This is a genomic window from Maritimibacter harenae (assembly GCF_009882975.1).
In the GTDB taxonomy this organism is placed as follows: Bacteria; Pseudomonadota; Alphaproteobacteria; order Rhodobacterales; family Rhodobacteraceae; genus Maritimibacter; species Maritimibacter harenae.
The window spans coordinates 507292-529754 of the sequence record NZ_WTUX01000011.1 but is presented as its reverse complement, the minus strand read 5'-3'; the positions used below and the strand labels follow the sequence as shown (position 1 = coordinate 529754).

General features: G+C 67.9%; 20 protein-coding genes. 10 read left to right on the top strand and 10 right to left on the bottom strand.

Annotated features, from left to right (window positions below):
- Positions 1-28 precede the first annotated feature (28 nt).
- Both GQE99_RS09275 and typA read left to right on the top strand, forming a co-directional pair.
- Positions 29-988, top strand: coding sequence for an alpha/beta fold hydrolase (locus tag GQE99_RS09275; RefSeq protein WP_161351306.1), 960 nt, complete (start codon positions 29-31; stop codon positions 986-988).
- Between the two features lie 69 nt (positions 989-1057).
- Positions 1058-2878, top strand: coding sequence for a translational GTPase TypA (gene typA, locus GQE99_RS09270; protein WP_161351305.1), 1821 nt, complete (start codon positions 1058-1060; stop codon positions 2876-2878).
- A 97-nt stretch (positions 2879-2975) separates the two neighbouring features.
- Here the strand turns inward: typA and GQE99_RS09265 are convergent, their stop codons facing one another.
- The 8 genes from GQE99_RS09265 to dksA form a co-directional block, all read right to left on the bottom strand.
- The gene (locus GQE99_RS09265) at positions 2976-3263 is read right to left on the bottom strand and encodes a DUF1330 domain-containing protein (protein WP_161351304.1); all 288 of its coding nucleotides are present in this window, start codon (positions 3261-3263) and stop codon (positions 2976-2978) included.
- 1 nt (position 3264) lies between these two features.
- Positions 3265-5916, bottom strand: coding sequence for an alanine--tRNA ligase (gene alaS, locus GQE99_RS09260; RefSeq protein ID WP_161351303.1), 2652 nt, complete (start codon positions 5914-5916; stop codon positions 3265-3267).
- 138 nt (positions 5917-6054) lie between these two features.
- The gene (recA, locus tag GQE99_RS09255; protein ID WP_161351302.1) at positions 6055-7131 is read right to left on the bottom strand and encodes a recombinase RecA; all 1077 of its coding nucleotides are present in this window, start codon (positions 7129-7131) and stop codon (positions 6055-6057) included.
- Between the two features lie 196 nt (positions 7132-7327).
- On the bottom strand, positions 7328-9661 hold the full coding sequence (locus tag GQE99_RS09250; RefSeq protein WP_235917165.1) for a hybrid sensor histidine kinase/response regulator: 2334 nt from the start codon (positions 9659-9661) through the stop codon (positions 7328-7330).
- 82 nt (positions 9662-9743) lie between these two features.
- Positions 9744-10922: an RsmB/NOP family class I SAM-dependent RNA methyltransferase gene (locus GQE99_RS09245; protein WP_161351301.1), complete on the bottom strand. Its 1179-nt coding sequence runs from the start codon at positions 10920-10922 to the stop codon at positions 9744-9746.
- A gap of 44 nt (positions 10923-10966) precedes the next feature.
- On the bottom strand, positions 10967-12421 hold the full coding sequence (guaB, locus tag GQE99_RS09240) for an IMP dehydrogenase (RefSeq protein WP_161351300.1): 1455 nt from the start codon (positions 12419-12421) through the stop codon (positions 10967-10969).
- Between the two features lie 118 nt (positions 12422-12539).
- Positions 12540-13709, bottom strand: coding sequence for an FAD-dependent monooxygenase (locus tag GQE99_RS09235; protein ID WP_161351299.1), 1170 nt, complete (start codon positions 13707-13709; stop codon positions 12540-12542).
- 74 nt (positions 13710-13783) lie between these two features.
- Positions 13784-14206, bottom strand: a complete 423-nt coding sequence (dksA, locus tag GQE99_RS09230) for an RNA polymerase-binding protein DksA (RefSeq protein WP_161351298.1) — start codon at positions 14204-14206, stop codon at positions 13784-13786.
- A 359-nt stretch (positions 14207-14565) separates the two neighbouring features.
- Between dksA and GQE99_RS09225 the strand changes: the two genes are divergently transcribed.
- The 8 genes from GQE99_RS09225 (at position 14566) to GQE99_RS09195 (ending at position 20593) form a co-directional block, all read left to right on the top strand.
- Positions 14566-15408 carry an AAA family ATPase gene (locus tag GQE99_RS09225; RefSeq protein WP_161351297.1) on the top strand — a complete coding sequence of 281 codons (843 nt, stop codon included), beginning with the start codon at positions 14566-14568 and terminating at the stop codon, positions 15406-15408.
- 307 nt (positions 15409-15715) lie between these two features.
- Positions 15716-16135 carry a GNAT family N-acetyltransferase gene (locus tag GQE99_RS09220; protein ID WP_235917164.1) on the top strand — a complete coding sequence of 140 codons (420 nt, stop codon included), beginning with the start codon at positions 15716-15718 and terminating at the stop codon, positions 16133-16135.
- Positions 16136-16139: 4 nt separating this feature from the next.
- Complete coding sequence (locus tag GQE99_RS09215; protein ID WP_235917163.1) at positions 16140-17540, top strand: DUF2927 domain-containing protein; 1401 nt, start codon at positions 16140-16142, stop codon at positions 17538-17540.
- Between the two features lie 34 nt (positions 17541-17574).
- The gene (locus GQE99_RS21265) at positions 17575-17739 is read left to right on the top strand and encodes a hypothetical protein (protein WP_202530633.1); all 165 of its coding nucleotides are present in this window, start codon (positions 17575-17577) and stop codon (positions 17737-17739) included.
- A gap of 17 nt (positions 17740-17756) precedes the next feature.
- The gene (locus tag GQE99_RS09210; protein ID WP_161351295.1) at positions 17757-18941 is read left to right on the top strand and encodes a vWA domain-containing protein; all 1185 of its coding nucleotides are present in this window, start codon (positions 17757-17759) and stop codon (positions 18939-18941) included.
- Positions 18938-19285, top strand: coding sequence for a hypothetical protein (locus GQE99_RS09205; RefSeq protein WP_161351294.1), 348 nt, complete (start codon positions 18938-18940; stop codon positions 19283-19285). Before GQE99_RS09210 ends, GQE99_RS09205 begins: the two co-directional genes overlap by 4 nt.
- A complete protein-coding gene (locus GQE99_RS09200) occupies positions 19282-19878 on the top strand; it encodes a DedA family protein (RefSeq protein ID WP_161351293.1) in 597 nt (198 codons plus the stop codon). The genes GQE99_RS09205 and GQE99_RS09200 overlap by 4 nt, the downstream gene beginning before the upstream one ends.
- Before the next feature lie 31 nt (positions 19879-19909).
- The gene (locus GQE99_RS09195; RefSeq protein WP_161351292.1) at positions 19910-20593 is read left to right on the top strand and encodes a M48 family metallopeptidase; all 684 of its coding nucleotides are present in this window, start codon (positions 19910-19912) and stop codon (positions 20591-20593) included.
- A gap of 116 nt (positions 20594-20709) precedes the next feature.
- On the opposite strand, the gene GQE99_RS09190 is transcribed toward GQE99_RS09195, so the two are convergent.
- Positions 20710-21261, bottom strand: a complete 552-nt coding sequence (locus GQE99_RS09190; RefSeq protein WP_161351291.1) for an RSP_2648 family PIN domain-containing protein — start codon at positions 21259-21261, stop codon at positions 20710-20712.
- Positions 21258-22454, bottom strand: coding sequence for an RSP_2647 family RNA methyltransferase (locus tag GQE99_RS09185; RefSeq protein WP_161351290.1), 1197 nt, complete (start codon positions 22452-22454; stop codon positions 21258-21260). Before GQE99_RS09185 ends, GQE99_RS09190 begins: the two co-directional genes overlap by 4 nt.
- Positions 22455-22463 lie beyond the last annotated feature (9 nt).

The following is a 22463-nucleotide window of genomic DNA, read 5'->3' as shown; positions in this document are numbered from 1 at the left end:
GTCCTGATCGCGGAAGGGAGGAAAGCCAATGCCATTCGAACGGATCGAGACCAACGGGATCACCCTGCGCGCGATGGTCGAGGGGGACGGGCCGCTCGTCGTGCTCGTCCACGGGTTCCCCGAAACCTGGTATTCCTGGCGCCACCAGATCCCGGCGCTCACCGCCGCGGGTTTCCGTGTGGCGGTCCCCGACATGCGCGGCTACGGCGGGTCGGACCGCCCCATGCCGGTCGAAGCCTACGACATGGAGACCATGACAGCCGATCTCGCCGGGCTCGCACGCGCGTTGTCGGATGAACCCGCCATCATAATCGGCCATGATTGGGGCGCGCCGCTTGCGTGGAACGCGGCCCGGCTTCACCCGGACACCTTCCGCGCCGTCGCGGGATTGTCGGTCCCCTATACCGCGCCGGGCGACCAGGCGCCCATCGACCTCTTCCGCAAGCTTTTCACCGACAAGGGCCGGTTCTTCTACCAGGTCTACTTCCAGGACGAGGGCGTGGCCGAAGCCGAGCTCGAAGCCGACCCGGAGGACAGTCTCATCAAGTTCTACTCCGCCTGGTCGGGCGAAGTCGGCCCCGGCGGGTGGCCCACGGACAAGCCGCATGGCGCGGGCGTCCTCGAAGGGATCGCGCGCCCCGAGATGCCGTTGTCGTGGCTCACCCAGGAAGACCTCGACACCTACACGGCCGATTTCGAGCGGTCGGGTTTTCGCGGCCCGCTCAACCGCTACCGCAATTCGCGCCGGGACCATGCGTTCCTGAAAGCCCATCCATCGAACCCGGTGATCCAGCAGCCAAGCCTCTTCATCGGGGGCGACCGCGATCCGGTCCTGACCATGTTCCGGGGCGACACGGCCGAGATCCTGTCGCGCGGGCTTGCCGATCTGCGCGGCTGTCACACGTTGCCCGGCGTCGGGCACTGGACCCAGCAGGAGGCCCCCGAGGCGGTCAATCGCCTGTTGATCGACTGGCTCGCCACGCTTTGACCCTTTGGGCCTAGCCATTCCGCCCGTCCCCCTGTATGGCCCGCCTGAGCAGGACTAAGGACGCAACGAATGGACCTTCGCAACATCGCCATCATCGCCCACGTGGACCACGGCAAGACCACGCTCGTGGACGAGCTTCTGAAACAGTCGGGGGCTTTCCGCGAAAACCAGGCGGTCGCCGAACGGGCGATGGATTCCAACGATCTCGAACGCGAGCGCGGGATCACCATCCTCGCCAAGGCGACGAGCGTGGAATGGAAGAGCACGCGCATCAACATCGTGGACACGCCGGGCCACGCCGACTTCGGCGGCGAGGTCGAGCGCATCCTTTCGATGGTCGACGGCGTCGTGCTGCTGGTGGACGCGGCCGAAGGCCCCATGCCGCAGACCAAGTTCGTCACCTCCAAGGCGCTGGCACTGGGCCTGCGCCCGATCGTGGTGCTCAACAAGGTCGACAAGCCGGACGCGGAGCCCGACCGCGCGCTCGACGAGGTCTTCGACCTCTTCGCGAACCTCGGTGCGGACGACGACCAGCTCGACTTCCCGCACATGTACGCCTCGGGCCGTGCCGGCTGGGCGGATGCCGAGCTCGACGGGCCGCGCAAGAACCTCGAGGCGCTCTTCAACCTGATCGTGAACCACGTACCCAAGCCGCGCCAGATCGCCCACCAGGACGAGGATTTCTCGATGCTGGCGACCACGCTCGGCGCGGATCCGTTCCTGGGCCGCATCCTCACGGGCCGGGTCGAGAGCGGCCGGCTCAAGGCCGGGGCCACGGTGCAGGCGATCAGCCGCATCGGGCAGAAGATCGAACAATTCCGGGTCTCCAAGATCCTCGCCTTCCGCGGCCTCGGCCAGACCGAGATCGAAGAGGCGGTCGCGGGCGACATCGTCTCGCTCGCCGGGATGGCCAAGGCGACCGTGTCGGACACGATCTGCGCGCTGGCGGTCGACGAGCCGCTGGAAGCCCAGCCGATCGACCCGCCGACCATCACCGTCACCTTCGGCATCAACGACAGCCCCCTCGCGGGCCGCGATGGCAAGAAGGTGCAGAGCCGCGTCATCCGCGACCGCTTGATGAAGGAAGCCGAATCCAACGTGGCGATCAAGATCGCCGACACGCCGGGCGGCGAGGCCTTCGAGGTCTCGGGTCGCGGCGAACTCCAGATGGGCGTCCTGATCGAGAACATGCGCCGCGAGGGATTCGAACTGTCGATCTCGCGCCCGCAGGTCATCATGCGCGAACAGGATGGCCAGACGATGGAGCCGGTCGAGGAAGCCACCATCGACGTGGACGACGAATATTCCGGCGCCGTGATCGAGAAGCTCACCGGCACCCGCAAGGGCGAACTGGTCGAGATGAAGCCGGCGGGTGCCGGCAAGACGCGCATCGTGGCCCACGTGCCGTCGCGCGGTCTCATCGGCTACCACGGCGAATTCCTCACCGACACGCGCGGCACCGGCGTGCTGAACCGCGTCTTCCACGGCTGGACCCCGCACAAGGGCGCGATCCCGGGCCGGCGCGCGGGCGTTCTGATCTCGATGGAGGATGGCGAGGCCGTGGCCTATGCCCTGTGGAACCTCGAGGAGCGCGGCAAGATGTTCGTTTCGCCGCAGGAGAAGGTGTACCAGGGCATGATCATCGGTGAGCACAGCCGGGAAAACGACCTCGAGGTGAACCCGCTCAAGGGCAAGAAGCTCACCAACGTCCGTGCCTCGGGCACCGACGACGCGGTGCGCCTGACCCCGCCGACCATCCTGTCGCTGGAAGAGGCCATCGCCTACATCAACGACGACGAGCTGGTCGAGGTCACACCGAACGCGATCCGGCTGCGCAAGCGCCACCTGGACCCGCACGAGCGCAAGCGGGCGGCCAAGGCGAACGGCTGAGGCCCCGCGCCCACCCATTGAAACGAAAACACCGGCGCCCGATGGACGCCGGTGTTTTCATGTCGGGACGCCGGATGGGCGGCGATGCGGGACCGGCTTACTCGCTCGTCTCCACGATCATCAGTTCGCGCTCGGATGCACCCTTCGCGTGGCTCAGGGCCTCCTGGTATTCCGGCGAGTGATAGCAGGCCTCGGCCGCCTCCACGCTGTCGAACTTCGCGACCACGTTGCGCGGGCGCTCCTTGCCCTCCAGTTGCACGAAGCGGCCGCCGCGGGCGATGAACTTGCCGCCGTGCTTGGCGATCGCGGGACCGGCGAGTTCGGCGTATTTGCCATAGGCGTCGGCGTCCGTGACGGTGACGTGGGCGATCCAGAGTGCGGGCATCTTATCCTCCGATGATTGTTTTCGCGGCTTGGATGGCGGCGTCGGCGTTGGACGGATCCTTGCCGCCACCCTGGGCCATGTCGGGACGGCCGCCGCCGCCCTTGCCGCCCAGCTCGGCCACCGCCGCGCGCACGAGGTCCACGGCCGATACCTTGTCGGTCAGGTCGTCGGTCACGCCGGCGGCCACGGCCGCCTTGCCGTCCACGTCGGCGACGAGAAGCACGGCGCCGGTCCCGAGCCGCGTCTTGTGCTCGTCGATCAGCGGCGGCAGGTCACGCCCGGACACGCCGGACAGGACCTGGGCGAAGAACGGCACGCCGTTCACCTCTTCCGCCTCGGGTGCGGCAGCGCCGCCGCCGGACATGGCGAGCTCGCGGCGCAGTTTGGCCACTTCGTCCTCGAGCTTGCGGCGCTCGTCCATCAGCGTCTTCACGCGGTCCACGACCTCGGCCGGCTGGGTCTTGAGCGTACCGGCCACCTCGGCCATGCGCTGGGCTTCCTCCTGGAGGTAGGCGAAGGCCTCTTTCCCCGTCAGCGCCTCGATCCGGCGCACGCCGGCCGACGACGCGCTGTCGCCCAGGATCACGCACAACCCGATGTCGCCGGTGCGGTTCACGTGGGTACCGCCGCACAGCTCGATCGAGTAGGTGTTGCCGTCGGTCCCCTTGCCGGTCGGCGACTTGCCCATCGACACCACGCGCACCTCGTCACCGTATTTCTCGCCGAAAAGCGCCTGCGCCCCGATCTCGCGGGCATCGTCCGGCGTCATGATGCGGGTCTCGACCGGCGCGTTCTGGCGGATGTAGGCATTCACCTCGCGGCTGACGTTCGCCATCTCCTGCGCGGTGAGCGCCTTGGTGTGGCTGAAGTCGAAACGCAGCCGGTCGGGCGCGTTGAGCGAGCCGCGCTGCGCCACGTGATCGCCCAGCTCCTCGCGCAGCGCCTCGTGGATGAGGTGCGTGGCGGAGTGGTTGGCGCGGATCGCGGTGCGGCGCAGGTGGTCGACCGACAGCTCGGCGCCCTGTCCCACGGAGAGCTCGCCGTCCTCGACGGTGGCGAAATGGATGAAGACGCCCGCGACCTTCTTGGTGTCGCGCACGCGTGCCTTGCCCGTCTCGGACGCGATCAGGCCGGTGTCGCCCACCTGGCCGCCAGCTTCCGCGTAGAACGGGGTCTGGTTCACGACCAGCTGGACCTCTTCGCCCTTGCCCACGCGGTCGACGCGCGCGCCGTCATGGACGAGCGCCATGATCTGGCCCTCGGCATGTTCCGTGTCGTAGCCCAGGAACTCGGTCGTGCCCTTCTCCTCGGCGATGTCGAACCAGATGGTCGCATCCGCGGCCTCGCCGGAACCGGACCAGGCCGCGCGTGCCTTGGCCTTCTGCTCCGCCATCGCCGCATCGAAGCCCTCGGTATCCACGATGCGCTCACGCTCGCGCAGCGCGTCCTGCGTGAGGTCGAGGGGGAAGCCGTAGGTGTCGTAGAGCTTGAACGCCGCCTCGCCCGGCAGTGCGGCGCCCTCGGGCAGCTTGCCCAGCTCTTCGTCGAGCAGCTTCAGGCCCCGGTCGAGCGTCGCCTTGAACCGGGTTTCCTCGGTCAGGAGCGTCTCCTCGATCAGCGACTGGGCGCGCCCCAGCTCCGGGTATGCCTGCCCCATAAGGCCCACGAGCGTCGGCACGAGCCGGTGCATCACCGGGTCCTGCGCGCCCAGCAGGTGCGCGTGACGCATCGCGCGGCGCATGATCCGGCGCAGCACGTAACCCCGGCCTTCGTTCGAGGGCATCACGCCGTCGGCGATCAGGAACGAAGTCGAGCGCAGGTGATCGGCGATCACCCGGTGGTGGACGTTGTGGTCGCCATACGGGTCGACCCCGGTCTGGTGCGCCGAGGATTCGATCAGCGCCTTGAAGAGGTCGGTGTCGTAGTTGTCGTGGCTGCCCTGGAGCAGTGCCCCGATCCGCTCCAGCCCCATGCCGGTGTCGATCGACTGCATGTCGAGTTCGCGCATCGAGCCGTCCTCGAACTGCTCGTTCTGCATGAAGACGATGTTCCAGATCTCGATGAACCGGTCCCCGTCCTCTTCGGGCGAGCCCGGAGGGCCACCCCAGATGTGATCGCCGTGGTCGTAGAAGATCTCGGTGCAGGGGCCACAGGGGCCGGTCGGCCCCATCTGCCAGAAGTTGTCGGAGGTCGCGATGCGGATGATCCGGTCCTCCGGCACGCCGACCTTCTTCCAGATCTCGAACGCCTCGTCGTCGGTGTGGAAGACGGTGGCGTAGAGCTTGTCCTTCGGAATGCCGAATTCCTTGGTGATCAGCTCCCAGGCGAACGGGATCGCCTCTTTCTTGAAGTAGTCCCCGAAAGAGAAGTTGCCGAGCATCTCGAAGAACGTGTGGTGGCGCGCGGTGTAGCCCACGTTGTCGAGGTCGTTGTGCTTGCCGCCGGCGCGCACGCATTTCTGCGCGGTGGTCGCGCGGGTGTAGTCGCGGTGCTCGACCCCGGTGAACAGGTTCTTGAACTGAACCATGCCGGAGTTGGTGAACATCAGCGTCGGGTCGTTGCGGGGGACAAGCGGGCTGCTGTCCACGACCCGGTGGCCGTTTTTCTCGAAGTAGCCGAGGAAGGTGGAGCGGATATCGTTCAGGCTGGCCATTGGTGCGGTCCGGGCGTTCGAAGGTTTCGGTTCGCCCGGTTTATCGGCGGCTCGGCCAAGTGTCCACCACGACGAAAAAAGGCGGGCCGCGGCCCGCCTTCTCCGAGGTATTTCCTTGGGCGTCGCCGCCGGACGCGCCTATTCCTCGACGACGTCCGCGTCGTCGAAATCACCGCCCCTCATGTCGAAGTCGAGCCCGTGGGCGGCACGGATCTTGTCTTCGATCTCGAGCGCGATCGAGGGGTTTTCCTTGAGGAACGTCTTGGAATTCTCACGCCCCTGCCCGATGCGTTCGTCACCGTAGCTGAACCATGCACCCGATTTCTCGACCACGCCGGCCTTCACCCCGAGATCCAGCAGTTCGCCGGTCTTCGAGATGCCCTCGCCGTACATGATGTCGAACTCGACCTGCTTGAACGGCGGCGCGACCTTGTTCTTCACGACCTTCACGCGGGTGGCGTTGCCCACGACCTCGTCGCGGTCCTTGATCGCGCCGATGCGCCGGATGTCGAGGCGCACGGAGGAATAGAACTTGAGCGCGTTGCCCCCGGTGGTGGTTTCGGGCGAGCCGAACATCACGCCGATCTTCATCCGGATCTGGTTGATGAAGACCACCATGCAGTTCGAGCGCGAAATGGAGCCGGTGAGTTTGCGCATCGCCTGGCTCATCAGCCGGGCCTGAACGCCGACGCTGGAATCACCCATGTCGCCCTCGAGCTCGGATTTCGGGGTGAGCGCGGCGACCGAGTCGACCACGACCATGTTCACCGCACCCGAACGCACCAGCGTATCGACGATTTCGAGCGCCTGTTCGCCGGTGTCGGGCTGCGAGATCAGGAGTTCGTCGAGATCCACGCCAAGGCGCTTGGCGTATTGCGGGTCGAGCGCATGTTCGGCGTCGACGAAGGCGCAGACGCCGCCCTTCTTCTGTTCCTCGGCCACGCAATGAAGCGTCAGCGTCGTCTTGCCGGAGCTTTCGGGACCATAGACCTCGATGATCCGGCCCTTCGGCAGGCCGCCGATCCCCAGGGCGATGTCGAGCCCCAGCGACCCGGTCGAGGTCGAGGCGATCTCGGCCACCGGGTTGTCGGCGCCGAGCTTCATGATCGAGCCCTTGCCGAACTGCCGCTCGATCTGGGCCAGGGCCGAATCGAGCGCTTTCTGCTTCTCGCTGTCGCGTTTCATATCGAGATCCAGGAGGTTTGCGGTTGCCATGTTTCCGATCCTTATTCCACACCCGGTGCCGGGCAGCAATTGTGCTCTTGTTCGCCTCTTGTTCTTGCGACCTTCATGCGGAACAAAAGAGAACATTTCAAGAAAATTCTACCCTTCCACTGTGACCAGCGGAGGGTTAAGAAACCTTTTACGTCGGCGGGGTGCCGATTTTACGGCCGGAAAACAGGTGCTTGGCTCAGTGGAGCTGGTCGGCGACCGTGGCGGCAAGCGCCTTGAGCGAGAACGGTTTGGGCAGAAAGACCGCGTTCGGGATCCGCATCTGGTGGTCGGCGACCGATTCCTCCGCGTAGCCGGAAACGAACACCACCTTCACGCCGGGTCGGTCTTCCAGCGCGCGGCTCACCCAGGTCGGCCCGTCCATGCCGGGCATGATCACGTCGGTCACGACCACGTCCACGGCAAGCTCCGGGTCCTCGAGCAGCGCGAGCGCGGTTTCGGCGTTGTCCGCCTCGAGCACGGTGTGACCGCGCAGGGACAAGGCGCGCGAAGCGAAGGCGCGCACCGGCCCCTCGTCCTCGACCAGGAGCACGGTGCCCGCCGGATCGTCGCCCCCGCCCCCGTGGGTGGGCTGCGGCAGGGACGCCGCGGGGGCATCCTCCCGCGACTCGCCGGCCCCCTGCGGCAGGTCGTGAACCGGGAAATAGAGCGTGAAGGTCGTGCCGGCCCCTTCGACGGAATCGACGAAGATGAAGCCGCCCGACTGCTTCACGATGCCATAGGCCATCGACAGACCAAGCCCGGTCCCCTTCCCCGCCAGCTTGGTGGTGTGGAAGGGTTCGAAGATCTTGTTGAGGCGCGATGGCGCAATGCCGACGCCCGTGTCGATCACGCGGATCGTCACGTAATCGCCGCGGGGAACCCGCACCCGGTCGCGCTCGAGCGGCTCGGCAAGCGTGACGTTATGCACCTCGAGCCGCACCGTGCCGCCCTCGGGCATCGCGTCGCGCGCGTTCACCACCAGGTTCATCACCACCTGTTCCAGCTGGCGCACGTCGGCGCGCACCGGGTGCACGTCCGCGTCATGGACATAGTCGAGCTGGACCGTCTCGCCCACCAGCCGGCCCAGCAGATGCACGAGGTCGGCCATGCTGTCTGACAGGTCGATCACGTCCGGGCGCAGCGTCTGCTTGCGCGAAAACGCCAGGAGCTGGCCAACGAGCGCCGCGGCCCGGTTGGTGTTCTGCGAGATCTGCTTGAGGTCCGCGTAATCGGGGTCTTCCTCTTCATGGCGCAGGAGGAGCAGATCGCAATGGCCGGTGATCGCGGTCAGCAGGTTGTTGAAATCATGCGCCACGCCCCCGGCCAGCTGGCCGATCGCCTGCATCTTCTGGCTCTGGACGAACTGGTGCTCGAGCGATTTGAACTCGGTGGCGTCGTTCAGCACGACGATCAGAACGTCCGTCCCGGCCACCTGCATCCGTTCCAGCGCGATTTGAAGGAACCGTTCTTCATCGGGCAGCACAGCGCGCACCGTTTCGGTACGCCCAAGATTGCGCCCCCGCCACGCCTCTTCCAGCCAGTCGCCCACGGGCCGCCCCAACCCCTCCACCAACGCCGCGAGGGGCCGTCCGACCGCTTCTTCACAGCCCAGGAGCCGCCGGGCATGTGCATTGGCGGCGGCGACCTCGCCGGACCGGTCGAGCTTCAGCAGCGGAATCGGCAAGGCCTCGATCAAAGGCCAGCCGCCCGCGTCGATCGTCGTGGGCGCGTGGTCGGGGACGAGGTAAATTTCCCGTTCATCCGCTCCGCGCGCCATCTCTGCAACCCGCACGCTCACCGGGCCGCGCGCGCCCTGGAGCACGTGGATGTGGCCCGGTCGGAGCGGCAGGTCGGTGAACACGCGGTCCAGCGTTGTCTCCGCCCCGCCCAAAAGGCGGCGCAGCGCCTCGTTCATGTCAAGGATCGTGCCCGCGCCAGACACGCGCATCATCGGCATCGCGATGTCCTCACCGGCCCGGGCCGGTTCCGGTGCACCCCGCACCTCGTCGATACGCCACATGAAACGCGCCGCACCCACCTGGTGCACGGACAGGTCAAGGCGCCCGCCGGGAATCGGCACACCCTCCCGGGCGGCGCCGAGCGCCTGTGCGCGGTTCTGCATGCGGTAGAGGATGGTGGCGGGTTCGAGGCACAGGGGCGCCAGGACGTCGGCCAGCGCGCGCCCTGGCCGGGCGTCCAGCGCATCGCGCGCCGCATCGTTGGCCAGGTCGACCGCCCCGTCCCCGTCGGCGATCAACGTGGGCGTCCGGTCGTCGCGTGTGAAGCTGCGCAGGACGTTTTCCAGCAACCTGTGGCGTTGCCGGTGGTGCCAGAGCAGACCGGCCACGATCCCGGCCACAGCCCAGAAGGTCGCGCCCAGGGTGACGAGGAAGAGCGCGGCAGCGGGCGATCCGGACACCAGCGCGGCCAGGAGCGCAATGGCCCCGAGCCCCGGCAGAATCCACAACCGCGGCGCCAGCGTCTGCGCAACGCGGGTCACAGGGCCGGGTGTCAGGAGCGTCAGGGACAAGAGGCCACCAAGGTTGATTCGTGCGCCCCAACTTTGGACGCTTCAACGTTAACAGCAGCTTAAGCGAAGATCGGCCTGCAATCTACGGTTGTGAACCGGATGGTTCACGCTCAAGCACGGCAAGGTAGAACCCGTCGCCACCGTCGAGCGGGGTGAACCGATGCTCGGCGACCCCGCGCCAACCCGGGGTCCGTTCGATGAAGTGCTTGATCTGCCTCCCATTTTCCGCATCGAGCAGGGAACAGGTGGCATAGGCCAGCCGCCCGCCGGGGGCGACGCGCGGCGCGATCTCGTCGAGGATTTCGGCCTGGGTCCGGCAGAGCTCGGCAAGGCCCGTTTCACTGAGGCTCCACTTCCCCTGCGGGTTGCGCCGCCAGCTTCCCGAGCCTGAACACGGCGCGTCGGCGAAGACGAGGTCGAAGCCGCGCCCGGCCGTCCCCGGCGCGATCCGCGCGATATCGACACCCGCGCGCCGGGCGCGCTCCGGCAGGTCGGACATGCGCCGGCCGTCGATGTCATGGGCCGTGACCTCCGCCCCGCGCGCAGCGAGGGCGAGCGCCTTGCCCCCGCCCCCGGCGCAGTAATCCAGCACACGCAGCCCCGGCGTGACGTGAAGCGCGTCGACGACCGCCTGGCTCGCGGCGTCCTGCAATTCCACCAGCCCCTCTTGGAAGGCCTTGCTTCGCGCCACGCGCCGGGCGCCGGTCGTGACCTCGAGCGCCGTGTCGGACAGGGTATGCGGCCGGGTTTCGATGCCCTCTTCCGCCAGCGCAGCGCGCGCCGCATCGCGGGTGGTGCGGGCGAGGTTCGCGCGCAGGAAGACCGGGGCGCGGTCACGCAGCGCGTCGGTAATGGGGCCCGCGTCGGGACCAAGACTTTCGGAAAGATGGGGCCAGAGCCAGTCCGGCATGTCGTGACGCACGGGGTCCGGCTGCGTGGCAAGATCGACCGTGTCGCGTTCGCTGTCCGCAAGCGGCGCGGGCGCGAAGCGTTCCCCGGTGAAGATCGTGTCCGGGTCCACGCCGGCGGCCCGCAGACCGCCCAGCACAAGCCCGCGCCCGGTCTCGCTCCCGCCGAGGGCGGCGAACGAGCGGCGGCAACGCGCGGCGTCATAGACGATGTCGCGGATCGCGGCCCGGTCCTTCGACCCGGCATAGCGGTTCTGGCGCGCCCAGCGGGTCAGAACGGCCTCGAGCGCATCGCCGCCCAGCCAGGCATCGAGCACCTCGATCGCGGCCGCCTGCCGCGCGGCGGGCGTCATGCCTCACCCATCGGATAAAGATATGCCCGCAAGCCCCTCAAATATCAGCCGGCCCGGTAGTTCGGGCTTTCGCGGGTGATGGCCACGTCGTGGACGTGGCTTTCCTTGAGCCCGGCGCCGGTGATGCGCACGAAATTCGCGTATTTGCGCATCTCGTCCACGGTGGCGTTGCCGGTGTATCCCATTGCGGCCCGCAGACCGCCGACGAGCTGGTGGACCACCGCGCCGGCCGGACCCTTGTAGGGCACCTGCCCCTCGATCCCTTCGGGCACGAGCTTGTCGGAGGCGGCGTCCTTCTGGAAATACCGGTCCGCCGAGCCGCGTGCCATCGCGCCCATGCTGCCCATGCCCCGGTAGCTCTTGAACGAGCGGCCCTGGTAGAGGATCACCTCGCCCGGGCTTTCGTCGGTCCCCGCGATCATCGAACCGACCATCGCGCAGGACGCGCCGGCGGCGATCGCCTTGGCGAAGTCGCCGGAAAACTTGATGCCGCCGTCGGCGATGATCGGCACGCCGGACTTGTCGGCCTCGGCCACGCTGTCCATGATGGCGGTGAGCTGCGGCACGCCGACGCCCGCGACCATGCGGGTGGTGCAGATCGAGCCAGGGCCGATCCCCACCTTCACGGCATCCGCACCCGCGTCGATAAGTGCGCGGGTGGCCGCGGCGGTGGCCACGTTGCCCGCGATGACCTGCACCTCGTTCGAGATGCGCTTGGCCCGCGTCACAGCCTCGAGCACACCGCGCGAATGGCCGTGGGCGGTGTCGATCACGACGATGTCGGCGCCCGCGTCGACCAGCGCCTCGGTCCGTTCGAAGCCCGCGTCCCCCACGCTGGTGGCGGCCGCGACGCGCAGGCGGCCCAGGTCGTCCTTGCAGGCGGTGGGGTTCAGCACGGCCTGCTCCGTGTCGCGCAGCGTGAGCAGCCCGGTGAGCTTGCCCGCGGCGTCGGTGACCAAAAGCTTCTCGATCCGGCGCGACTTCATCAGGCTGATCGCCTCGTCGCGGTCGGCGGGCTCCTTCAGGATGGCCAGGTTCTCGGAGGTCATCATCACGCGCACCGGCGTGTCTTCGTGCTGGGCGAAGCGCATGTCGCGGTTGGTGACGATCCCGACCACCCGGCGTTCTTCGTCGACCACCGGGAAGCCGGTGAAGCCGTAGCGTTCCGTGAGCGCCTTGGCGTCGGCCAGCGTCTGGTTCGGGGTCAGCGTCACCGGGTTGTAGACGATCCCGCTTTCGAAACGCTTCACGCGCCGCACTTCGCGGGATTGCTCTTCGACCGAAAGGTTCTTGTGGATCACACCGATCCCCCCGACCTGCGCCATTGCGATGGCCATGCGGGCCTCGGTCACCGTGTCCATCGCCGAGGACAGGAGCGGGATGTTCATCTTGATGGACTTGGTCACGTAGGTCGAGGTGTCCGCCGTGGAGGGCAGCACCGTGCTTTCGGCAGGAACCAGTAGAACATCATCGAAGGTCAGCGCCTCGCGAATCTCCATGAGAGGTCTCCTTTGGAGGGATCGTTTGGCACTTCCCTATTTCACGCGTGCGCGGGAATGGAAAGGGGGCATGGGGCGAAATACGCAGTCGTGAGCGCCTCCGGGCCCCTTTGGGGCGTCAGGAGGCCGTCACGTCCTCGTCGTAGATCCAGTCGTAGCGCCCGAGCACGGTCTCCGGCGAGACGCGGCCGGCGAGCCTGAGCGCGCCGTGACCCACGAACCGCAAAAGCGGGTTGGCGTAGTGGTAGTTGCGGGCGTTCGCATTGGCCGCCTCGATCACCCGCGCGGCGCGGTGGCGGCGGCGGGCCTGGAAGAGTGCCGGGCCCTCGTCGAGCCCGGCCAAGGCCAGGCTGTCGCCCAGCACCCAGGCGTCTTCCAGCGCCATGACCGCGCCCTGGGCCATGAAGGGCAGCGTCGGGTGCGCCGCGTCCCCCAGCATGACCGCCGGACCCTTGTGCCACTGGTCGGCGACCGCGTGGCGGAAGAGCCCCCAAATGTTCACCCGGTCGACCCGGTCGAGATGCGCGCGCGTCGTCGGGGCGAAACCCGCGAAGGCGCGGCGCAGGTTGGCCGGGTCGTCCTCGTGGTGCCACCCCTCCTCGGCCCAGCCGCCGCGCTCTTCGACCGCGACGATGTTGACCTGGCTACGGTCGCGCAGCGGATAGGTGACAAGATGGCGGCCCGGCCCCATGAAAACGCGCGCCTCGACCGGCTCGTCGCCCGTGGCAGGCACGATCGCGCGCCAGGCGACCTGTCCGGTGAAGAAGGGCGTGCGTTTGCCGTTCAGCACGTGGCGCAGGCGGGAATGGAGCCCGTCGGCGCCGACGAGGAAGGGCACGTCCCGATCCGCCTGCCCCTCGATCGCCAGGGTCGCATGCGTATCGCCAAGCGTGATGTCGGTGACATGGACGCCCGTCTCGACCACGACGCCCAGCTCCTGCGCGCGCTCGAGCAGCACGGAGATGATGTCGGCGCGGTGAACCAGGAGGAATTCCTGGCGCGGGCGAAGGCCGGCGAGATCCATGCGCAGGACGCTGCGGTCGGACAGGCCGTCGATCAGGTGCACGGCGCGCGAGCGCGGGCTCATGGCACGCAGCGCGTCACCGGCCCCGATCGCGTCGAGCACGCGCAACCCGTTGGGGCTGACCTGGATTCCCGCGCCCACCTCGCGCACCGCGTCGGCCTGCTCCAGAACACGCACCCGTGCACCGCGCATCGCGAGCGCACAGGCAGTGGCGAGCCCGCCGACACCGGCGCCCAGAACGCAAATCGACTGCCCGATCAGCATGGAAACTCCACAAAAAAGGCACCGGGGCGTTGCCGCCACGGTGCCGGTTCAACTCCTCCTCCCATCGCGGGCGTTCAATCGTCGCGATGAACCTTTTCACGCCGCTCGTGACGTTCCTGAGCCTCAAGGCTCAACGTCGCGATCGGGCGGGCATCCAGCCGCTTGAGCGAGATCGGTTCCCCGGTCTCCTCGCAATAGCCGTATTCGCCTTCCTCGATCCGGCGCAGCGCAGCGTCGATCTTGGCGACGAGCTTGCGTTGGCGGTCACGGGTGCGCAGTTCGAGGGCCCTGTCGGTTTCCTCGGATGCACGGTCGGCGATGTCGGGTATGTTGCGGGTGCTGTCCTGGAGACCTTCGATCGTGTTCTTGCTGTCGCCCAGAAGTTCGGCTTTCCAGTTCAACAGCTTGACGCGGAAGTATTCCAGTTGCCGTTCATTCATGAAAGGTTCGTCTTCAGCCGGCTTGTAATCGTCCGGCAGGAAGGTTTCCGCCTTCATCCCACTCTCCTCTTCAACCCCGGAGGCCTCGATATTATCAGAACTGTTTACCATCTCGCGGTCTCCTGCGTGCCGTGTATCCCAGCGTCGGGACGATGTCACTACACAAACCAATGGCGTTGTTCACGTTTCGGCCTAAGCGCCTCGGATCGTGGCAGGAATTTGCCCGTGTGTGGCTAAAACGCCCGTTCGGACGGCAGGACCGTGGTCTGCGCCCGCGTTGCCGGGCCCGCGAAATGGACGATCCGGACCACGGGAGGATGCGCGACTCGCCCCCGTGCCGTCACGTTCGCGCGCAACCGGCTTGCATGTCCCCGCCCCGCCCGGATAGCAGGTAGGCGAAGCTGCCGGAGAGAACCATGCGTTTTGAAAGCACCAAGGATTACGTCGCCACCGAGGACCTCGCCATCGCCGTGAACGCGGCGGTCGCGCTGGAGCGTCCGCTGCTGGTGAAGGGCGAACCGGGCACGGGCAAGACCGAGCTTGCCAAGCAGGTCGCCGCCTCGCTGGGCCTGCCGATGATCGAGTGGAACATCAAGTCCACCACCCGCGCCCAGCAGGGCCTTTACGAATACGACGCCGTCAGCCGCCTGCGCGACAGCCAGCTGGGCGACGAGCGCGTGCACGACGTGGCCAACTACATCAAGAAGGGCAAGCTCTGGCAGGCCTTCGAGGCCGAGGAGAAAGTCGTGCTCCTGATCGACGAGGTCGACAAGGCGGACATCGAGTTCCCCAACGACCTGCTCCAGGAGCTCGACAAGATGGAGTTCCACGTCTACGAGACCGGCGAGACGATCCGGGCCAAGAACCGCCCCGTGGTCATCATCACCTCGAACAATGAAAAGGAACTGCCGGACGCCTTCCTGCGCCGCTGTTTCTTCCATTATATCAAATTCCCCGACATGGACACGATGCGCGAGATCGTCGAGGTCCACCACCCGGGCATCAAGGAACAGCTCCTGACCACCGCGCTCACGCAGTTCTACGAGATCCGCGAACAGGCGGGGCTGAAGAAGAAGCCCTCGACGTCCGAAGTGCTCGACTGGCTCAAGCTGCTCTTGGCCGAGGACATGTCGCCCGAAGATCTCCAGCGCGACGGGGCGACGGCGCTTCCCAAGCTCCACGGCGCGCTTCTCAAGAACGAGCAGGACGTGCACCTGTTCGAGCGCCTGGCCTTCCTCGCCCGCCGCGAGGGGCGCTGAGCCGGCCCTGACCGCGCCACTTCGACGACGCCCGCGCCCCGGTGCGGGCGTTTTCGATTCGGGAAGGCCACGCCACATTGGCGCCCGATTTTCGCGTCCGCGTGTTGTGGAAAGGGCGCGAAAGCGCCCCAATATCTTGAGACACCACTGTTTCGCGCCACGCGACAACCCGTTTTCCGCCCCAATTTCGCCACTTTCCGCTTTGGAGAATCCATCCCCATGCCCTACTCCTTGAAGGGCCTGGGGGGGCGCAGAACGGTGTGCGTGTATTGTGTTGGGAGACAATACGACATTCGCCGTCCGATCGTTGACGCGTGCGGACGAGCCCCAGTGGCGCAGCCTCTGGTCAGATTACCTGCGGTTCTACGAGAGCGCGGTGTCGGAAGAGGTGTATGCCACCACCTTCGCCCGGCTGCTCTCCGACGATGAACCACAGCATGCCCTGATCGCCGAGGCCGACGGGCGCCTCGTGGGACTGGTCCACTTCCTCTATCACCGGCACAACTGGCGCATCGAGGATGTCTGCTACCTGCAGGACCTCTATGCCGACCCTGCCATGCGCGGGCGCGGCGTGGGACGGGCGTTGATCGAGGCGGTCTATGCCGCCGCCGATCGCAACGGGACGCCCTCGGTCTACTGGATGACGACGGACAACAACGCCCGGGCCAGGCTTCTTTACGATCGGATCGGCGAAGTGACGCCGTTCATCAAGTATCAGCGGGGGTAGGCGAATGATCGGACACAGGGTGATCGTGGGGACCGTCGTCGGGGCGGCGCTGGTCTTGGCCGGCTGCACCGGCGCGTTGCAGTCGCCCGCCCCGGGCGCACCGCTCGAGGTGGCCGCGCGCCAGTTCAACATGCCGACGGACCTGCCGCCGATGAAGGCCTTCCACGCCGCTGCCCGCCCCGCGCCGGAGCGGCCCAACGGGCAGATCGCCACGGATTTCCTCGACCTCGTGTTCGAACTGGAAAGCGGCCGGTCCCTGCCCGTCCTGTCACGCTTCGAGGGGCCGGTATCGGTGCGCGTGGTGGGTGCGCGCCCCCAACTGCTCGACGCCGAGCTCGACCGCCTGCTGGCGCGCCTGCGCGAGGAGGCGCAGATCGACATCAGCCGCGTCGCCGGCCGTCAGCCCGCCTCCATCACGCTCGAAGTGGTCCCGAAGCGCAGCTTGCAGGCCCTGGTTCCGGGGGCCGCCTGCTTCGTCGCGCCCAACGTGTCGGGCTGGTCGGAGTACCGCGCCAAGCGCAATCGGCCAGAAACCGACTGGACCCAGCTCACCACGCGCCGCCGCATGGCCGTCTTCATCCCGGGCGACGTGGCGCCCCAGGAGATGCGCGATTGCCTGCATGAGGAGGTGGCCCAGGCGCTGGGCCCGGTGAACGACCTCTACCGGCTCTCCGACAGCGTCTTCAACGACGACAACTTCCACACCGTTCTGACCGGCTTCGACATGCTGATCCTGCGCGCCGTCTACGCGCCCGAGCTGCATTCGGGCATGAGCCGCGAAACGGTCGCCGCGCGCCTGCCCGAAGTGCTGGCCCGGCTCAACCCGGCCGGGGGGACCGGCACGCCCACCGACCGCGCGCCCTCGCCCCGCGCCTGGAAGGACGCGATCGAGACCGCGCTGGCAGGCGGGAGCCCCACGTCGGTGCGCCGCGCCGCCGCCACCCGCGCCGTCGACATGGCGCGCGCCAACGGCTGGCACGACACCCGCCTCGCCTTCTCGCTCTTCGCGCTGGGCCGGCTGAACCTTGGCATCAACTCAGACCTCGCGCTCGCGGCGTTCCGCGAGGCCGAGGCGATCTACGACAGCCTGCCCGACACGCGGCTCCAGGCCGCGCACATGGGCGTGCAGCTGGCGGCCCACGCGCTGTCGCTGGGCCGCGGAGAACGGGCGATGGCCATCGTGGACAAGCATCTGGCCGCCGTGCAATCGGCGCAGAACGCCGCCCTCCTCGCCACGCTTCTGATGATCAAGGCCGAGGCGCTGGCGCTCCTCGGGCGCGACGCTGAAGCGCAGCTCGTCCGTCTCGACAGTCTGGGCTGGGCGCGATATGGCTTCGGTTCCGACGACGAGGTGGGGGCGCGGCTCATGGAAATCGCCGCCATTTCGCCGGTCAACCGAAGCTGACCCCGACCGGGGCGGCCCAGCCCCGGGAGGATGCATGATCGTCATAGCCTTCGCCATCTTCGGAGCCCTTCTGGGGGCCTACCAGGCGCGCAAGCGCGGCGGCCAGCGGCTCGACCTCGCGCAATACGCGACGGCCTACGGGTTGGCTTTTGCAATCCTCGGCCTCTTTGTTACCGTCTTCCTCAGCCGAGGCCTGTAACAGGAGCGTTCCTCCCCGTGTTCATCCCCTTCTTCGAAACGCTGCGCGCCAACAAGGTGCCGGTCAGCCTGCGTGAATACCTCACCTTCCTCGAGGGCATGAAGGCGGGACTGGCCACCTATGACGTGGAAGCCTTCTACTACCTCGCGCGCGCCGCGATGGTGAAGGACGAACGCAACCTCGACAAGTTCGACCGGGCCTTCGCGCAGACCTTCGAAGGGCTCGAGGCGATCACCTTCGACCAGGTGCTCGAGGCCGTCGACATCCCCGGCGACTGGCTGGAGAAGATGGCCGAGAAGCACCTCAGCGAAGAGGAAAAGGCCGAGATCGAGGCGCTGGGCGGTTTCGACAAGCTGATGGAAACGCTGAAGGAACGGCTCGAGGAACAGACCGAGCGCCACCAGGGCGGCTCCAAGTGGGTCGGCACCGCCGGCACTTCGCCGTTCGGCGCCTACGGCTACAACCCCGAGGGCGTGCGCATCGGCCAGAAGGAAAGCCGCCACCAGCGCGCGGTGAAGGTCTGGGACAAGCGCGAATTCAAGAACCTCGACGACTCGGTCGAACTGGGGACGCGCAACATCAAGGTGGCCCTCAAACGCCTGCGCAACTGGGCGCGCGACGGGGCGCACGAAGAGCTCGACCTCGACAACACGATCCGCTCCACCGCCGAACACGGCTACCTCGACGTGAAGACCCGGCCCGAACGGCGCAACGCGGTGAAGGTGCTCCTGTTTCTCGACGTGGGCGGCTCGATGGACCCGCACATCAAGGTGGTGGAAGAGCTGTTCTCGGCCGCGCGGGCCGAATTCAAGCACCTGGAATACTACTACTTCCACAACTGCCTCTACGAAGGCGTCTGGCGCGACAACCGCCGGCGCTGGTCCGAGCAGACGCCGACCTGGGACGTGCTCCACACCTACGGCTCCGACTACAAGTGCATCTTCGTGGGCGACGCCTCCATGTCGCCCTACGAGATCGCCATGCCCGGCGGCGCGAACGAGCACTGGAATCCCGAATCCGGCGCGACCTGGCTGCAGCGCGCCCGCGACCAGTGGCCCGACAACCTCTGGATCAACCCGCTGCGCGAAAGCCACTGGCGCTACACCCAGTCGATCCAGATGATCGACGAGCTTTTCGAAGGGCGCATGGTGCCGATGACGCTCGAGGGCATCGACCGCGGCATGCGCGAGCTCGTGAGATGAGCCACCTGCGCGCCGGTTTCAGGCGGCACCCGGTGCTCTCCACGCTCTTCGTACTCGCGCTCCTCGCCGCCCTGATCTTCGCCGCCCGCACGGCGCGCGACGCGATGGGCTGGGACCAGCGTTTCGCCCATGCCCCCGAGGTGGCCGGCTGGATGACCCCGCGCTACGTGGCGCGCAGCTGGCAGGTGCCGCCCGAGGTCGTGCAGGACGCGCTGGGGCTCGACCCCGGCGACGGACGGCGCACCACCATCGCCGAGCTCGCGGCGGAACGCGGCCAACCGGCGGCAACCCTCGCGGACGCCCTCGAGCGCGACCTTTCCGCATGGATCGAGGCGCAGCCATGAGCGCGCTCTTCCTGGAACTGGTTCCGGCCTACGGTGTCCTGACCCTCGGGATCGCCACCTTCCTGTCCTGCATCGCGATGCCGATCCCCGCCTCGCTCATCATGCTGGCCGGCGGCGCCTTCGCGGCGGGCGGCGACCTCGACGTGGGGCCGACCTATGCCGCCTGCCTTCTGGGCGCGGTGACCGGCGACCAGGCGGGCTACGCGATCGGGGCACGGGGGGCCGGGCTCATCGACCGGATCGAAGCCAGCTCACGCGCCCGCGCCCGGCTCATCGCGCGGGCCCGCCGCTTCTCGATCCGCTGGGGCGCGCCCGGCGTCTTCTTCTCGCGCTGGCTGGTTAGCCCGTTGGGCCCTTACGTGAACCTGCTTTTCGGGGCCGCCCGCGCCCACCGCGCCACCTTCACCTTCTGGAGCGTGACCGGCGAAATCGTCTGGGTCTCGATCTACGTCGGGCTGGGTTACGCCTTCTCCGGCTACATTGCCCAGATCGCCGAGGTCGCCGGCAACATCGTGGGCCTGCTCGCGGCCCTGGTCCTCGCGGTCGTGCTCGCCCGGATCATATGGTCGCGACACGGGCCCCATCCCTCTTGATCGAAGCCCCCCGTACACACCATATCAAGCCATGCTCAAGTTCACCCCGATCCTCATCGCGCTCCTCTACGGTTTCGTCCTGTGGTGGTTCTCGGCCTGGCGCCTGCGCCATGAGCTCGACGCCAAGTCGACCGAGCTCGCCGACGCGCGCCTCAAGGCGCTCACGGACCGGATGGCCGGTGCGCTGGACCTGCCGCGCATCCGGGTGAACATCTACGAGATCGACCAGGTCAACGGCCTGGCCTCCCCCGACGGGCGGATCTTCATCACCCGTGGCTTCTACGAGCAATATCGCCAGGGCCGCGTCAGCGCCGAAGAACTGGCCAGCGTCATCGCGCATGAACTGGGCCACGTGGCGCTGGGCCACGCCCGACGCCGGATGATCGACTTCTCGGGCCAGAACGCCCTGCGCACGGCGCTCATCATGATCCTGGGGCGCATCATCCCCGGCATCGGCCAGATGATCGCGGGCGTGCTCACCTCGATGGTCGCCGCGCGCCTGTCGCGTTCGGACGAATACGAGGCCGACGCCTACGCCACCGCGCTCCTGATGAAGTCGGGGATCGGAACCGGCCCGCAGAAATCGCTCTTCGGCAAGCTCGAGGAGCTGACCAGGAGCCGCGCCTCGGGCCAGCCGGCCTGGCTCCTCAGCCACCCCAAGACCGACCAGCGCATCAAGGCGATCGAAACGAACGAGGCGAAGTGGTCGGGCTGACCCGCCCTTTCATCTTTCCCAAAATACGCCGGGGGTCCGGGGGCTGGCCCCCGGCCGCGTCCCGACGGGCGCAGCCCGATGGGACGCCAGACCTGTGCGCGCGAATGCGCGCGCCTTCAGACCCCGGCCGCCTCCAGCGCCTTGCCCAGCCGTGGCAGACGCGCCTTCTTCATGAGCCGGCGGATCGGCCAGGCCTCGCCCGAAAGCCGCTCGGCCTCGCCGCGTACCATCCGCGCCACGCGCATGACCGCCTCCGGGTCCTCGGCGTAAAGGCCGGTGAGGAACGGATCGGGGCTCGCCAGCGCCAGCCCCTCCTCGCCCACGATCTGGCGGGGAAAATCCTTCATGTTGAGCGTGAGCAGGATGTCGGCCGAACCCGCGATGGCGGCGGCCAGCACGTGGACGTCGTCGGGGTCCGGCAGGTAGAGCCGCGACAGGTCGCCCTTGCGCGGCTCGACCGAGGCGCGCGGCCAGGTCTCCTCGACCAGCGCGATTTCGCCCCGCGCCAGCGCCTCCTGCCCGGGGCCGAGCTTGGCGGCCGCACGCGCCCATTCCTCGAGGATCCGGCGGCTCCATTGCGGCTCGAAAAGCCCCGCGCGCGCCACCCCGAGGACGACTTCGCGCATCACCGTCGGGTAGAGCACGCAGGCGTCGATCAGGACCTTCACGCCGTCAGCCTGTAGAACAGCGCCTTGAGGTACCCGCTCTCGGCCAGCGCCGGGTGCTGCGGATGGTCGGGGCCCGCGAAACCCGTGTGGATCAACTGGCCCGCGCGGCCCGCGCGCCCGATCCCGCGGGTCGAGGCGCGGCGGAACCGGTCGAGGTCGGCGGCATGGGAACAGGAGCACAGCCCCAGGTATCCGCCCGGCGCGACCAGCGGGGCGGCCAGCCGCGCGATGCGTTCGTAGGCGCGCAGCCCGGCCTCGAGCGCCTGCTTGTTGGGCGCGAAGGCGGGCGGATCGCAGATCACCACGTCGAAGGTCTCGCCTGCCTCGCCGAGGGCGGCGAGCGTGTCGAAGGCGTCGCCCTGGCGGGCTTCGAACCGGTCGGCCATGCCGCCGGCCTCGGCCCCCTGGCGTGCGAGATCCAGCGCGGGGGCCGATCCGTCGACCGACAGTGCATGCGTCGCCCCGCCCGCCAGGCAGGCCAGGGCGAAGCCGCCAACGTGCGAGAACACGTCGAGCACCCGGCCCCCGCGCGAAAGCTCGGCAGCGAAGGCGTGGTTGGGGCGCTGGTCGAAGAACAGGCCCGTCTTCTGCCCACCCAGCAGGTCGGCCATGTAGGTGGCCCCGTTCATCGGCACCGGCACCGGGCCGTCGAGCGCGCCCTGCGTCACCTCGACACCCTCCTCCAGACCTTCGAGCGCGCGGGATCGGCCCGAGGCGTTCTTGACCACCGTCGTGACGCCCGTGACCTCGACCACGGAGAGGGCCAGCGTGTCGAACAACACCTCGGCCCAGGCCGCGTTGGGCTGGATCGCCGCAACATCGCCGAACCTGTCGATCACGACGCCCGGCAGCCCGTCCGCCTCGGCATGCACCAGCCGGTAGAACGGCGCGTCGTAGAGCCGTGCGCGATGATCGAGCGCGGTGCGCAGTTTCGCCGAGAGCCAGGCGTGGTCGATCTCGGCCTCCGGGTCGCGGTCGAGCATGCGCGCGAAGATGCGCGACGTCGGGTTGACCGCGACCGTGCCCAACGGGTTCCGGTCGCCATCTTCGAGCCGGGCCACGGTGCCGGGCGCGATGGCGCGGCTGCGCCGGTCGGTCACCATTTCGTTGTCAAAGACCCACGGCGCGCCGTGGCGGATGGCGCGGGCGTTGGCCTTGGGCTTCAGGCGGATCACGGGGCGGGTATCTGTCATGCCCCGTGC